This is a genomic window from Saccharopolyspora sp. NPDC000995, assembly GCF_053599315.1.
This window is the reverse complement of record NZ_JBSFLZ010000166.1, coordinates 1-13,207: the sequence shown is the minus strand read 5'-3', so window position 1 is coordinate 13,207 and position 13,207 is coordinate 1. Positions and strand designations below refer to the sequence as shown.

17 protein-coding genes and 2 pseudogenes are annotated in these 13,207 nt (G+C 66.5%); 10 read left to right on the top strand and 9 right to left on the bottom strand.

The window, feature by feature from the left end; genetic code table 11:
* Positions 1-213 precede the first annotated feature (213 nt).
* Together ACWDKQ_RS32480 and ACWDKQ_RS32475 are read right to left on the bottom strand one after the other, a co-directional pair.
* Positions 214-405 (bottom strand): hypothetical protein, encoded by a 192-nt coding sequence (locus ACWDKQ_RS32480; RefSeq protein WP_450142590.1) that lies wholly within the window; start codon positions 403-405, stop codon positions 214-216.
* 102 nt (positions 406-507) lie between these two features.
* Positions 508-636: a hypothetical protein gene (locus tag ACWDKQ_RS32475; protein WP_450142589.1), complete on the bottom strand. Its 129-nt coding sequence runs from the start codon at positions 634-636 to the stop codon at positions 508-510.
* Positions 637-744: 108 nt separating this feature from the next.
* On the opposite strand from ACWDKQ_RS32475, the gene ACWDKQ_RS32470 reads away from it, so the two are divergent.
* The 3 genes from ACWDKQ_RS32470 to ACWDKQ_RS32460 all read left to right on the top strand — a co-directional run bounded on the left by ACWDKQ_RS32470 (position 745) and on the right by ACWDKQ_RS32460 (position 2,437).
* Positions 745-1,404, top strand: coding sequence for a hypothetical protein (locus ACWDKQ_RS32470; protein ID WP_450142588.1), 660 nt, complete (start codon positions 745-747; stop codon positions 1,402-1,404).
* A 496-nt stretch (positions 1,405-1,900) separates the two neighbouring features.
* Positions 1,901-2,107, top strand: a complete 207-nt coding sequence (locus ACWDKQ_RS32465; RefSeq protein ID WP_450142587.1) for a hypothetical protein — start codon at positions 1,901-1,903, stop codon at positions 2,105-2,107.
* 60 nt (positions 2,108-2,167) lie between these two features.
* Positions 2,168-2,437, top strand: a complete 270-nt coding sequence (locus tag ACWDKQ_RS32460; protein ID WP_450142586.1) for a histidine phosphatase family protein — start codon at positions 2,168-2,170, stop codon at positions 2,435-2,437.
* A 72-nt stretch (positions 2,438-2,509) separates the two neighbouring features.
* Here the strand turns inward: ACWDKQ_RS32460 and ACWDKQ_RS32455 are convergent, their stop codons facing one another.
* The gene (locus ACWDKQ_RS32455) at positions 2,510-2,890 is read right to left on the bottom strand and encodes a winged helix-turn-helix domain-containing protein (protein WP_450142585.1); all 381 of its coding nucleotides are present in this window, start codon (positions 2,888-2,890) and stop codon (positions 2,510-2,512) included.
* A gap of 314 nt (positions 2,891-3,204) precedes the next feature.
* A complete protein-coding gene (locus tag ACWDKQ_RS32450; protein WP_450142584.1) occupies positions 3,205-3,561 on the bottom strand; it encodes a hypothetical protein in 357 nt (118 codons plus the stop codon).
* 406 nt (positions 3,562-3,967) lie between these two features.
* Here ACWDKQ_RS32450 and ACWDKQ_RS32445 point away from each other — a divergent pair, with 406 nt between their 5' ends.
* Positions 3,968-4,699 carry an alpha/beta hydrolase gene (locus tag ACWDKQ_RS32445; protein ID WP_450142583.1) on the top strand — a complete coding sequence of 244 codons (732 nt, stop codon included), beginning with the start codon at positions 3,968-3,970 and terminating at the stop codon, positions 4,697-4,699.
* Between the two features lie 927 nt (positions 4,700-5,626).
* Here ACWDKQ_RS32445 and ACWDKQ_RS32440 read toward each other — a convergent pair.
* A complete protein-coding gene (locus ACWDKQ_RS32440) occupies positions 5,627-6,661 on the bottom strand; it encodes a tyrosine-type recombinase/integrase (protein ID WP_450142582.1) in 1,035 nt (344 codons plus the stop codon).
* Between the two features lie 676 nt (positions 6,662-7,337).
* Between ACWDKQ_RS32440 and ACWDKQ_RS32435 the strand changes: the two genes are divergently transcribed.
* On the top strand, positions 7,338-8,021 hold the full coding sequence (locus ACWDKQ_RS32435) for a M15 family metallopeptidase (RefSeq protein WP_450142581.1): 684 nt from the start codon (positions 7,338-7,340) through the stop codon (positions 8,019-8,021).
* On the opposite strand, the gene ACWDKQ_RS32430 is transcribed toward ACWDKQ_RS32435, so the two are convergent.
* Positions 7,996-8,571, bottom strand: a complete 576-nt coding sequence (locus ACWDKQ_RS32430; protein ID WP_450142580.1) for a winged helix-turn-helix domain-containing protein — start codon at positions 8,569-8,571, stop codon at positions 7,996-7,998. The genes ACWDKQ_RS32435 and ACWDKQ_RS32430 overlap by 26 nt on opposite strands.
* A gap of 5 nt (positions 8,572-8,576) precedes the next feature.
* Entirely contained in the window at positions 8,577-8,765 is a 189-nt protein-coding gene (locus ACWDKQ_RS32425; RefSeq protein WP_450142579.1) for a hypothetical protein, read from the bottom strand.
* 11 nt (positions 8,766-8,776) lie between these two features.
* On the opposite strand from ACWDKQ_RS32425, the pseudogene ACWDKQ_RS32420 reads away from it, so the two are divergent.
* Positions 8,777-9,069: pseudogene (locus tag ACWDKQ_RS32420) on the top strand (IS1380 family transposase); the annotation flags it as partial.
* 76 nt (positions 9,070-9,145) lie between these two features.
* On the opposite strand, the gene ACWDKQ_RS32415 reads toward ACWDKQ_RS32420, so the two are convergent.
* Complete coding sequence (locus tag ACWDKQ_RS32415; protein ID WP_450142578.1) at positions 9,146-9,979, bottom strand: Ldh family oxidoreductase; 834 nt, start codon at positions 9,977-9,979, stop codon at positions 9,146-9,148.
* Positions 9,980-9,984: 5 nt separating this feature from the next.
* On the opposite strand from ACWDKQ_RS32415, the gene ACWDKQ_RS32410 reads away from it, so the two are divergent.
* The 4 genes from ACWDKQ_RS32410 (at position 9,985) to ACWDKQ_RS32395 (ending at position 12,702) form a co-directional block, all read left to right on the top strand.
* Positions 9,985-10,344 carry a transposase gene (locus ACWDKQ_RS32410; RefSeq protein ID WP_450142577.1) on the top strand — a complete coding sequence of 120 codons (360 nt, stop codon included), beginning with the start codon at positions 9,985-9,987 and terminating at the stop codon, positions 10,342-10,344.
* Between the two features lie 356 nt (positions 10,345-10,700).
* On the top strand, positions 10,701-10,991 hold the full coding sequence (locus tag ACWDKQ_RS32405) for a WXG100 family type VII secretion target (RefSeq protein ID WP_450142576.1): 291 nt from the start codon (positions 10,701-10,703) through the stop codon (positions 10,989-10,991).
* Between the two features lie 6 nt (positions 10,992-10,997).
* Positions 10,998-12,371: a colicin D domain-containing protein gene (locus ACWDKQ_RS32400; protein ID WP_450142575.1), complete on the top strand. Its 1,374-nt coding sequence runs from the start codon at positions 10,998-11,000 to the stop codon at positions 12,369-12,371.
* Between the two features lie 49 nt (positions 12,372-12,420).
* Entirely contained in the window at positions 12,421-12,702 is a 282-nt protein-coding gene (locus ACWDKQ_RS32395) for a colicin immunity domain-containing protein (RefSeq protein ID WP_450142574.1), read from the top strand.
* 180 nt (positions 12,703-12,882) lie between these two features.
* Here the strand turns inward: ACWDKQ_RS32395 and ACWDKQ_RS32390 are convergent.
* Positions 12,883-13,113: pseudogene (locus ACWDKQ_RS32390) on the bottom strand (integrase core domain-containing protein); the annotation flags it as partial.
* Positions 13,114-13,207: the final 94 nt, after the last annotated feature.

The following is a 13,207-nucleotide window of genomic DNA, read 5'->3' as shown; positions in this document are numbered from 1 at the left end:
GGGTGGTTACAAGGAACGCCGATGCTTCCCCCATCTCCAGGCCATGATCACGCCGCCACGCCGCACACCCCCCACAAAACTGCGAAACCTCAGTACCGCGGTGCACAGTTTCAACTGAAACTGCGCCCAAGCACGGGGAGATCACTGGGGCGTTGGGTCAGAGCCCGTTGGGACGTTGGGGCCAGGGCGGAATGAAGGCCAGGTAGTCTTGGCTTACTTTGAGGGGAAGCTCGCCGGGCGTTTGGTGAGAGAGGACGCGAATCCTTCGGCCGCGTCGGCGGTGTCGAACGAGTCGACCCGCTCGGCGCGCATGACGTGCGTGAACCCGTTGAGCTTGGCTGGCCGTTTCGGGGTGATGGTCGCGATGCCGTAGGAGACCTCGTAGGCGATCTGCTCGTAGATCATCGCACCATCCACTCGCCGGTGAACTTCGGTTATGGCCCGCCGCAGAAGCGCCGTCCGCGCCTTTGAGCAACACCCGCACGCCGTCGTCGGTCGCCGCCTACTTCAGCGCATCGTGTAGCGCAGACAACGTCGCCCGTCGATGGCGTTCTTCCGGCGCGGCCGGTTGATCGTCACCGTCAGCACGGGGCCATCCTGGGTCAGCAGAACCGTGTCACAGTCCATTGTGCTCACGGGCCCCATCATTTCGCGGTAGCCCGCCGACTGTGTATCGTTCGTTAAGTTAGCATCCGGCAACGCCATGCCCCAAGCGCCGATCCCGCTTGAAAACCACGAGGCGCAATGGAAAAGTCGGACGCAGGCGTCTCGGACCAGTCCCTGCCGGGAGGGGAAGCGATGGCCACCGACGAAGACGACGACGACTTCCTGCGCGCGACGATCGACGAAGCCGAGAATTCGGCCCTGATGCCCGCGCTCGCCCAGCTCACCGGTGATCTGACGCTCCGCGACGAACTGCGCCCCGACCCGGCCGACCACCTCAGCCCGCAGGGCGCGCCCAGCGACGAGCAGCTGGCCGCCGCCCGCGAGCTCGCACTGCGCACCCTGAGCGACTGGCGCGACCGGGGCTGCCCGGACGCGCCCGAGATGACCGCCGACGAGGTCGGGCAACTCATCGCCTTCACCACCGGCGGCGCCCTGGGCCGCTACCTCCCGCTGCTGGTCGAGGAACTGGCCCACGACGGCGGCCCGGGCCGCCCCGGCTGGATGAAGGCCGAGCTCGCTCCAGACTCGCCGTTGTACTTTTTGATCATCGGCGCCGGGATGTCCCGGCTGGCACCGTGCACCGACTGCGGCAGTCCGGGGTGTCGTTCGAGATCGTCGAAAAGAACTGCGAAGTCGGCGGCATCTGGCTGGAGAACACCTACCCGGGCTGCCGGGGCGGCATCACCAACCACTTTTACAGCTTCTCCCCCACTGAGAAGCAAGGCCGGGTCGGGGTAGCTCTCCACCCAGCAGGCGCTGCTGAACTACTTCCGGGACTTCACCGACGAGCGGGATGCCAAGCGCGGCACGCGGCATCAAACCTGGATCCGGTGCCCCCTGGGCTGCGGTGGCTGTTGCGCAACGTGTCGCATTACGCCCAGTGGTACAGATTCTGGCTGTTCTGCCGCTCCGTGGGGGAGGTCCTCCCGGCCGTCGCGGTCAATCCGGACTGGACCAGCGATCCAGGAGATCACGACCACCGGCCTGCGCACCGCCTACGGACAGCCGCACGAGGCCGACGTGCTGATCCTCGCAACCGGCTTCCATGCCTCGAACTACCTCACGCTGATGCGGATCACCGGCCACGGCGGCATCGACCTGCACGAGCGTTGGGGCCGCGACGCACGCACCTCGGCATCACGGTCCCCGGTTTTCCCGAACCTCTTCCTGGTCTACGGGCCGACCACCAACATCGTCTCCAACAGCAGCATCATCTTCCTCCTTCGAATGCGCCGTGTACCACGTGGGCTGCCTGCAGCTGCTGCTGAAGCGCGGAGAGGCCGCGCTCGACTGCCGCGAGGAAGTGCAGGACGCCTTCAACGCCGACGTCGAGCGCGCCAACCTGCTGATGAGTTGGGGAAAGTCCACAGTGCACAGCTGCTACAAGTACGAGCGCGGCCGGGTGGCGCAGAACTGGCCGTTCTTCCTCATAGAGTACTGAAACGCACGAAGCAGCCCAATCCTGTCGACGTCCGGCTACTGGGCGGGAAAGCGAGTGAGCATGTCCGAAGTGGAGTACCGGCAGTCGCGGTTCTCAGCACCTGCCGGATCCACCGACATCCTGCTGATCCGGCACGGGGAATCCGCCCCGGCGCGCCCGGACCGGGCCTTCCAGCTGGTGGACGGCCAGGGCGATCCGGAGCTCGCCCCGGCGGGCCGGGAGCACGCCGAGCGGGTGGCGGAGCGCCTCGCCGACGTTCAACTGGACGCGATCTACGTGACCACCCTGCGGCGGACCGCGCAGCGCCGCTGGCGGCCCGCCTCGGCCTGACCCCGCTGGTCGAGCCCGACATTCGCGAGGTGCACCTGGGCGACTGGGAGGGCGGGCTGTTCCGGCAGAAGGTCACGCAGAACGACCTGGTGATCCAGCAGATGCACATCGACCGGCCGGGGCGGGGATGGCCGATGGCAATGTGCCGGACGATGCCGGTCCAGGAGGTTTCGCCAGGTAGGTGCCGTTTGCGGCGTCACCGAACACCCAGCAATCGACCGCTTTCACGTTGCCCCACAGCATTTCCATCGGCCGGCGCTGTCTGCTCCAGCCCAGCCGCTCTCGCAGGATCGTCCAGGTCTGGGTGGTCGAGTACCGCACTCCGGTCACCTGTTCGATCTCCTCGGCGACCCGCGCCAGCGTCCACATGCCGGTGCCGAACCCGGCTGCCCGCGGTCCCTGGGTGAGCGCGTCCGCCACCTCGGCCACCTGGTCGTCGGACAGCTTGGGCATCCGCCCGGCGCGACCAGCCCCGGCCAATGCCTGCCGGCCACCGGCCGACCACGCCTAGTGCCACCGGGAGGCGGTCTGCGCCGAGACCCCCAATTCCACCACCACATCGACCTGCCGCTTGCCACGGTCGAACATCTCCGCTGCCCGCATCCGACGCTCCCGCAACGCCTCAAAATCGCGGCGGACAGCTACTTTCTTGCTGCTGCGGGATTTGTGGTGTCCGCCTGCTGGTCGTGAAGATTCTGGCACGCCGCGATCTGCCACCAGGCAGAGGGAATCACGCGTAGCCGACTCACCCTATTACCAAAAGATCCTTAAGTTCGCGGCATGGAGCTACAGCAGCGCGTCCGCTCGATCACGCTGTGGCGGGAAGCGCACGTCTGCCACCACGTCATTGTCGCCTCGCGGGCCTCATTCCCGGCCGGTAGTGCGGCGTGGCCTGCGGCGGCGCGGTGGCCGGTGCCGCCGTCGACCGCGCGCACGGCGGTGTTCATTCCCTGCCTCCGCCCAGCGGGGGCCGCGCCGAACAGCGTCTGCAGCACCTCATGGCGATAGCGCGGCGCTGGCGTGGGCGGCCGGGACTGCCCGCTGCGCTGGCGCTCGTGGTGGGCCAGGACGTGTGCGACGAACTCGTCCGGGTCGGGCTCAAGGTAGAGCTCGGTCGAGGTCACCGGGTTGACCAAGCCTGCCGCCGGTGCATCCGGTCGCCGCGGCCGTGGCGGCTTCGTCGCCATCTTCAGCGATAAGGCGAAGTCCCGTGCGTCCACCTGTGTCGCGCGTTCCCACGGCACGTTTACCGCTCACAGGAACCTCCTCTGCACTTGTCAAGCATGCGGCTGTGAGCCCCTTGGATCTTGCTGGCTGAGCGTGACAGCCTTCGCGGCGCGCCCCGGAGCCTCCGCAAAAACCTGTTGGCGGATGACGACGACCACTGCTACTTTTCCGGAGGCCGTGCGAGAGAACGAGGAGGTGGTACCCGTGAACGCAGTATCGACATGGGTGCTCCCCTCCGGGATCACGGTCGGGCGATAGGTCGTCCGGGAGCGCCGTTGAAGAGCACTCCCGAAAGGCACGACCATGCGATTCACTTCCGAGCAGCGCCTCGACGACGGTGTCCTCGAGCGCGAATTCACCCTCGACGAGATCCCCGGCATCCTGTGGACGCCCGGATCCGCATCCGCACCGGCCCCGCTGATCCTACTCGGCCACCCCGGCGGACTGCACAAGATGTACCCCCGACTGGTGGCCCGGGCCCGGCACTCCGCGGCGGAGGGCTTCGCCGCGGCCACCATCGAGCTCCCCGGAAGCGGTGACCGGCCCCGTTCGGCCGCCGCCGAGGAGGCCCGCGCCGACCTGCACCGGGCACTGGAGGCCGGGGAGCCGGTCGACGACGAGATCGTCGACCGGCTCGTCCTCCCGCTGGTCGAAAAGGCGGTCCCGGAATGGCGGGCTGCCCTGGACGCCCTCCTTTCGCTGCCCGAGATCGGCGGCCCGACCGGGTACGCGGGAGGGGTGATCGCCATCGGCATCCGGCTGGCGGTGGTCGAGCCGCGCATCTCGGCCGCCCTTCTGTTCGCCGGGAGTTTCGTGCCCCGCTCCATGTTCGAAGAGGCCCGGCAGGTCACCATTCCGCTGCAGGTCCTGCTTCAGTGGGACGACGAAGGGAACGACCGGCAGCTGGCCCTGGACCTGTTCGAGGCCTTCGGCTCCAAGGAGAAGACGCTGCATGCCAATATGGGCGGGCACACCGGCGTCCCGCAGTTCGAGGGGGACAACGGGAATCGGTTCTTCGCCCGGCACCTGAAGTGAGGCCGAGCCGTCAGGTCGGCAGCAGACGATGGGAGCTGTCGGCCAGGATGCCGCTCATCGAGGACAGGCCCCCAGCCCTCCTCGATGGCGGTGGCCAGCAGATGCACAATCGCCCCGACCGCGGCGGTACCGGTCGGCGGCGGTACCGGCCGGTCGGAGTGGCGCGTCTCCAGATTGACGTCGGAGAAGGTCCTGCTCGTGTTGGTGTCATGACCCGCCAGAAGCCGACGGCTGGTAGGCCGAGGTGAATCGGCTCTCGCTGTGAATTCGGTGCGCCTCGGCACGCTTGTCGCGCAGGAAGATCAGGGTGAGGTCGACGCCCTCGAACTCGCCGAGTGCTGGGAACGATCCGAGGGAACTCAGGTCTTTGCGGCCCCGCGACGACGGGTATGCAGAGGTCGACCGGCGCGATGCAGGCCAGGCGCTTGGTCTCCTCGCCTTTCTGCCCAGCTTGTCCTTGGCCCGCTGCAGGATGCGACGCAGCGCCCAGTAGGTCAGCGCTTTTGCGCTCCGCGTCGGGTGCGCCAGACCGGCTGGCCTGGAACGAGGAACCCGTCGGCGGCCAGGTAGCGGCCGAGGTAGCGGAAGGCGTCCGGGGACGCCGGCACAGCCTGTCGCTCTCGGGTTCCCTTGCTGACCACGCAGACCAGTTGGCCTGCCCAGTCGATGTCTTCCAGTCCGACCCCGAGCAGCTCACTCGCCTTGGCACCGGAGGACCACGTAGAACTCCAGCAGGGCGCGATCGCGATCCCAGCCCATCTCCGCGAACAGCTCATCCCACAGGTGGTCTGGTATCGCGCGTGGCGCCTGCATCTACTGCGTTTCCATCTGACCGCGATATGTGCGGATCACGTGTCCAATAACGGAAGCCAGGCGTAGGAAGCTCGACGAGCAGAATAACACCAAGAACTGAGGCAGGCTCCTCGGTTACACCGAGGCGAGCAGACGTCGCGGTGTGCTTCCTCGGCACCGCGACGTCTGCTGTCGCCTGTGCGGGGTGATCAGACGTTGTCGCCGATGCCCATGCGCACCTGGGTCTGCTGGGCTCGCTCGGCGGCGGCACTGGCGCCGTAGTGGCGCGGCATCGCGTTTGAACTCCAGCCCAGCAGCAACATCAGGTCCCCCTGTGTCGCCGCCGGCGAGCTTCCACTGGTGGGCGTAGGTGTGACGCCACTGGTGCGCATGCAGACCCGCCAGCCCCGCGGCCTTCCCGAGTCGCTTGAGACGGATCTTGACGCCATTGGCGTTCAGCGGCCGTCCCCCACGATCAGCCAACCACAACTCCGGTAGTTCAGCGCCCTTACGCTTCGCGCGTGCGCGCAGATACCGGCTCACCGCCCGGGCCGTCCTGGCCCCGATCCGCACCCGCCGCACCTTGGCTCCCTTGCCGTGGAAGACGACAGATTCCGTCTTGAGATCGACATCCTCCAGCGTCAGGCCGGCGACCTCCGACAGCCTGGCCCCGGTGTTGCAGAACAGCGGGATGATCGCTTCATCGCGCAAGCTCAGGAAGTCCTTGCCTTTGCATGCTTCGAGCAGTTGTGTCGTCACCTCATCGTCGATCACCGGCACCAGCTTGGTGGGGGCTTTGGGCAACCGGACGCGTTCCAGCGGCGAGCGATCGATCTCCTGCTCGTCGAGCATCAGCCACTTGAAGAACTGCTGCAGAGCCTTGTGCTTGTTCACCGCCGTGGCCGCCGAGCGAGTCTCGATCATCCAGGACTGGAACGCCTCGATGTGGTCCTTGGTGACCTCCGCGGGGTCCTCCGCCGCCGCGCTCGCCTCGGGGTCCGGCGAGTGCTCGGCGAGATAGCGCGCCAGCTGCGCGGCGGCCAGGATGTAGTTGTAGCGGGTCGTCTCCGGGTGGTTGCCCGACCGCAGGCCGCGGTTCCAGTCCCTCAGGTAGCCGGTCCAGGTCGTCGCGAGGCCGTCAGTGAGCCGTTCAAGATCCAAAAGCGGCATGTCCAAGCTCCGAAGTCAAGGGGTCGATAAGCGGCGTGCTCGACTCCGAAGAACGAACCATGATCATAAAAAGAGGGTCTTCACAGGCTCTGACCTGCGAAGACCCTCTTCACTGTCGGGCTGACAGGATTTGAACCTGCGCCCCCTTGACCCACAGTGCCGTCCACAAGAGACACTCACCTGCGAAAACCGAGAAACCGCAGGATAAACCAGTGAAGATCACTACCGTTCAGTGCGGTACAACGCGGTTCATCTCAATAGGATTCTCCCGCTTTCCTCCCGACGCAACCGTCAAAACCTCATGATCTTCCAGGCTCGACCGCCAGTCAGGTGCGTCAGTTCGAACAGCGGCTTGACACGCAACCTGACATCCACCCGCTCCGCGGTGCGCCCGGACGACACCCGAGCCAGCGAGCCCATCCAGCCACGCGAGGAAGGACGCGCCTCCAATCACAGCCAAGCGGGGTGTCATGCACCGACCAAGTCGGTTGCTTAGCGTGGCGTCATGTCCAGACGACTTCGTGGCTTCGGGTGGCTCGTGGTCCTCGTGCTGCCAGTCATCCCCGCGTGCACGACAGCGGTACCGCCGATATCACCGCCGGCCCCCGTACCGCCGACGGCTCCCGCGGTACCGCCCCCGCCAACCCCGCCTGTCGAACCCGCGCCACAGGGATTCGTGGCGCTACACGATATCGATCCCTCGATCATCGAGGAGATCCGCTACGCGGGTCCGCACAATTTCACCGGCGCCCCGGTGCCCGGCTACGACGAGCCGATGTGCGTCGTGACCCGCCCACTGGCCGACGCCCTCCACGCCGCGCAACAGCGACTTCGCGGCCAGGGCTACAGCCTCAAGGTCTACGACTGCTACCGCCCACAACGCTCGGCCCACCGCTTCGTGCAATGGGCGACCGACATCCAAGACCAGCGGATGAAGGCCGAATTCTACCCTGGGGTGGACAAGTCGAAGCTGTTCGACGACGGCTACATCGCGGAGGACTCCGGACACAGCCGGGGCAGTTCCGTCGATCTGACACTGGTGCGCCTGCCCGCCGCCCCGCAGCGCCCCTACACGCCCGGCGAGCCGTTGACGGCATGCACCGCGCCCGCCGGTGAGCGTTTCCCGGACAACAGTGCCGACATGGCCACCGGCTACGACTGCTTCGACACGCTCTCGCACAGCGACGACCCACGCGTGACAGGACAAGCCAGGGCCAACCGGGAACTGCTCCGCGACGTACTCACATCGGTCGGCCTGCAAAACTACAAATACGAATGGTGGCACTTCAACCTGCCCGAAGAACCATTCCCCCATACCTACTTCGACTTCCCGATCAACCGCGCGGCACTGAACCGCTAGCCATTGCTGTCGGCAACCGGGCAGGCACATTGAGATGTAGCAAGCAACTGTCAAGATCTGGCGTAACCACCGAGAGCATGTTGATCAAAAACCGCGCGCCGGTGTTGGGCACGACCGGGTCTGTCCGACCGGTGCCCAGGTGGTGCCTGCGTGGTAGTCCGAGTGCATCCCGGCCTCGTCCACGAAGAAGATCGTCGCGTCCTCGGCTTTCGCCTGGGCGCGAATGGCCGGAAATCCTCGGTCTTCCACCGATCCACGGCCTCGGGTCTTGCTGGTAGGCCCGGTGCAGCGGGCGCTGCGGCGACAGGCCCATGGTGCGCAAGAGCCGACCCACACTGACCGCCGAGAGCTTGACGCCGAACTCGCGGCGAATCACCTTCCGCACCATCTCCCGAGTCCACAACGCGAAATCGAACGACAACTGCCGCGGATCAGCACCCGCGATCAACGCATACAACCGGGCGATCTGCCCGCCCGACAGCTTCGACGGACGCCCCGGCACCGGCTTGGCACGCAACGCATCCTCGCCGCCCTCCCGGTACCTGTCCAACCAATTCAGGCTTCGGTGTGCTCGCCGTCGAGGTCCTCTGGCTGTAGCAACGGATTCCCCGCGGATTCGAGCAGAGAGACGGCCGCGATCAGCCCGATCACGGCGGCGACCATGAGGTACGGGCCGGGCACCCGCGTGCTTCCGGTAGCCGAGATCAGCACCGTCATCAGATAGGGTATGGTGACGGCGAACAATCCCGAAACACGCCTGGACTCCCACCTACAACGCCGACGGCACACCCCGCGACGGCGCCTGGGTCGCCGAGATCACCGGGATGGTCGACCTGTCCGCGTGGCCAGAAGGCACCCGGTTGATCCTGCGCAAAGAAGGCCCCACCTCGGCGTCCAGTTACGCTTCACCGACGCCGACGGGCTGCGCGCCGGATTCCTCACCAACACCGGCGGCGGACAGCTCGCCGACCTCGAAGTACGGCACCGCCGCCACGCCCGCGTCGAAGACCGTATCCGCGCCGCCAAAGACACCGGGCTACGCAACCTGGCGAGAACTTCCCGCTCCCGGCCAAATCCCGCAGTGCGGTCACGTCCGAGGACGCCACCTCGACCCCGTTCACCGACTACCGCCGGTGTGTGGCGAGTTCGAGCTCGCCTGGGAGCCGGACCGGTGCGGCCGGGTCTGCGGGCGGGGTGTCGTGCAGGATGCTGGCGAAGTCCGCCATCCGCGCGGTCAGTGCGTCGGTGTTCATGAGTCGCGAGGTGTCGACCAGGATGAAGACGTGGCCGAGGTTCTGGGCGCCCTCCGGGTCGACGCTCCATGAGCTCACGTGGTCGAGGTACGCCGCGCCGGAGAGCAGCCCGGCGAACAGATCGACCACGAGCGAGAGTCCGTACCCCTTGTGCCCGCCGATCGGCTGTAGAAAGCCCGCCAGCGCCGCGTCCGGATCGGTGGTCGGGTTGCCGTCGAGGTCGGTCGCCCAGGTGTCCGGAATCGTGTCGCCGACGGCGGCCGCCCGCCGGATCTTGGCCCGCGCGACGACGCTCATGGCGATGTCGAGTAAAACCGGGTCTCCTCCGGGAGCGGGGACGCCGATCCCGAGCGGGTTGTTGCCGACCCGGGCCTGCCGGCCGCCCCACGGCGCAATCGTGGTGGTGGCGTTGCTGGCGATGATCGCGGCGAAGCCCTGCTCGGCCGCTTGGAACAGGTAGGGCATGACCGGCCCGAAGTGGTTGCTGTGGCGGGCGAACGCGGCGCCGATCCCGTCACGGCGGGCGCCTTCGACGGCGGCTTCCAGCGCTCGGGCTCCGACCAGCGGGCCGATGCCGTTGGCCCCGTCGACCCGGGACAGGGCTGGGGTGACCTGCTCGACGAGCACCCGGGCGGCGGGGTCGAGACCGCCGAGCCGGCCCCGCTCGAGGTACTGCGGGATCCGCCCGATGCCGTGGGTGCCCACATGAGTTGCTCACCGCCGAGGCCGAGCACCGCGGCCGCGCCGGGACGATCGAGCAAGTCTTCGCCGACCTCAACGACTCCGCCGCGGCCCACCTGCCCTCCGGGCAGCTCGCCGCCAACGGCGCCTGGCTGTCCCTGGCCGCGCTGACCCACAACCTGATGCGCGCCGCAGGTAGTCTCGCGTCGCAGTTCCACGCCAAAGCCCGCACCGCCACCCTGCGGTGGCACCTCATCACGATCCCGGCCCGTATCGCCCGCTCCGCCCGCCGCATCGTGCTGCACCTCCCCGCCGACTGGCCCTGGAAACAGGCCTTCACCAGTCTGTTCACCGCAACCCACTCCCCGCCAGCCGGGGCCTGCCCCTGACCACACCCGCCCACAAGGCGCCGACCGGAGACCACAGTGGATAAGCCGGACCCCCATGCCGGCGGACGCCGCACACCCACCGCCAGCATTATCGATCAATACCCCCAAGACCTTGATCAACAACCCACGCCAAAACCAACTCGGTGGATCCGGGCTATGCCTCGCTCGGCGATACGGACCGGTTACGTGTGCCTGGGCCTGCCGCATCTCGCTGGTTGCCGATGGTGTGCTGAGGCAATCCGGTTGGTCTCGTTGGGTGATGTCGTGCGGAACTTGATCGAATCGGTTGTGGTGGCGTGTTCGCCTGTGTGAGGCTCGTCCGCTGGTTGACCGAATGATCTGCTGGGGGTTGTGGGGTGGATCAGATCGCGGTGGATTTCCGCGCTCTGGAGGAAGGCGAGGACGCGCTTCGGCGGGCGGTCGATGAGATCGATTTCCAGCTGACCGAGCTCGAGGGTGTCGTGGCGCGGCTGCTGGGTTCGTGGAGTGGTGAGGCGGCAGATGCTTACCACTCCGCTCAGGCGGAGTGGGATCAGGCCGTGGCGGGGATGCGGGAGACCGTGCGCGAGATGCACCAGCTCCTGGTGACCGCACATGGCAATCAAGCCTCAGCGGTGCGTGCGAACGCCCGCATATGGGAGGTCTGAAGCGTCGTGTCCGCACCTCTGCCTCCGCTGGCGCCGGCACCGGAGCCAGGTCCGGGGGTCCCGGTTGATGTGCGTCCGGAGGACTACTACCGGGTCGCCCAGGATTTCGTCGACGGCCAGAACCGGGTCATGCGCAGCTACGAGGCCCTCACTCGTAGCCTCGGGGAGCTCAGTGGCGCGGCGGGCAATGATGAGCCCGCCCAGAAGTTCTCCGAGTCCTACACCCCCGCGGTCCGCACCCTCTTCTCCGGGTTAGTGCGGCTTCACGAGCTGCTAGGCGGAATCGCCCGCGGTCTCGCGATTTCCGCTGAGAATCACCGCCGGGCCGACGCCGAGGCCGCCGGTGGCGACCCCGGCGAGGGCTTCGCTCCACTGTGGGCGGACAAGTGTCCCGCCGCCAGCGAGCCCCCTCCGATCCTGGGTGACGGGGACACGAACCTGCTGGCCACGATCTCGGACTGGGTCAACCCCTACTACCCCAACGGCCACGTCGACAAGATGCACGACGTCGCCGCCGCGTTCGCCGCAGCACGCGACAGCCTCAACGACACAGCCAATGACCTACACGCCCGGTTGCAGTCGCTGGCCAGCAACAACATCGCCGAAGACCTCGACGCGCTGGAGTCGTTCTGGCAGAAGGTCGCCGCCGGCGACAACACACTCATCTCCGCACTACCCGCCACATGTGATGCGCTGGCGAACAGTTGCAGCGACTACGCCATCTCGGTCGAACGCACCCGCAACACCATCGGCGACATCGTCGAGGAAACAAGCCTGGAGCTCGCCGTCGTCACCGGTATCGCGTTCGTCGCGTCCCTGCTGACCACACCGGTCGGGGGTTTCGTGGTGGAAGGCGGTGCCGGTGCTGCGGTCCTGGACGCCGCGGGTGTGCGGATGGCCGCAGTCGCCACGGAGTTCGTCATCGCCCTCGGCGGCGCGGTCACCACCGTGGCCGCCGTCGAAGCCAACGCCACCCTGGCCATGGCCATGGCCATCAACAACACCCCCGACCCCAACGTCGCCCAGACCGAAACCACCCAGATCGGCGAACGGGTCGGCACCGGGGAGACGACCGCACCAAAACTCAAGATCGACCGCAAGCAGATCGAGAAGAAATACGACCGGCACGCACCCGACTTCGGCGTCGACAAGCCACGCAGCAAGCAAGCCTTCGACGAGTTCGAGAAAGCCATCCGCGACTTCACCCAACGCCCCGACCTCGAACGCATGTCCGGCACCTACCGCGGAGACCCGGTGTTCTTCCAAGTCGACAAGAACACCGGCCTGTTCGTCATGCAAAAACCCACCGGCGAGTTCCTCAGCGGCTGGCGACTCAACCCCGACCAGCTCACCAACGTCCTGACCAGAGGAAAGCTATGATGCCGCCAACACGGTGCGCCCACCAATGCAACCAGCCAGGAGCAAGACCATGAGCAACAACATCGCCGACTACGTTGGGCTCATCCGCGCCTTCACCTCTGGTGAGATCTCAGCGCCCCGGTTCGAGGAACAGTACATGGCGATGTTCAAAGCAGCGACCCGCCACTTCCCCGAACCCATCTACGAGATCCTCAACGACCTGTTCCTCGACTGCGACGAATACGTCGCCGACCCTGACCTCCGCGACGAAGACGACCTCGACGACCAGCAACTCCACGAACGCGCAACCCAAGCCCTGACCAAACTGGAAACCGGTCTCACCACGGACTGAAGCCGATGTCGGCCGCTCCTTGAGCATGAAACGGATTAGGGCACCGGCCCCGGTCGGGCCAGTAGTCCCGCCCGTCCATGTCTTAAAATCCACGACGATGCGGTAGCAAGGATCAATGGGTATCCAGCCAGGAACTGGGAACGGTGTGTCTGTCAAGTACCGGGTTTGATGGAGACTGGATTAGTTGGTTTCCAGGGGTGCGGTGATCGGGTGGGTCATCGCGTGTAGTGCTTCGTACTCGGCGGGCGGCACGTGCCCGAGCTCGCCGTGCAGGCGCCGGTTGTTGTACCAGTCGATGTACTCGACGGTCGCGATCTCGATGTCGTCCAGACCGCGCCACGGGCCCTTGTTGCGGACGAGTTCGGCCTTGTACAACGAGTTGAACGCCTCGGCCATCGCGTTGTCATAGGATTATCCGGCTAATGATCTCGGTTTTGGGTGATTGGCTGGTTAACGCTTTCAGTTGTTTCGGGTTGTCAGTCGGCGGAGTTGTTCTTCGTGGCGG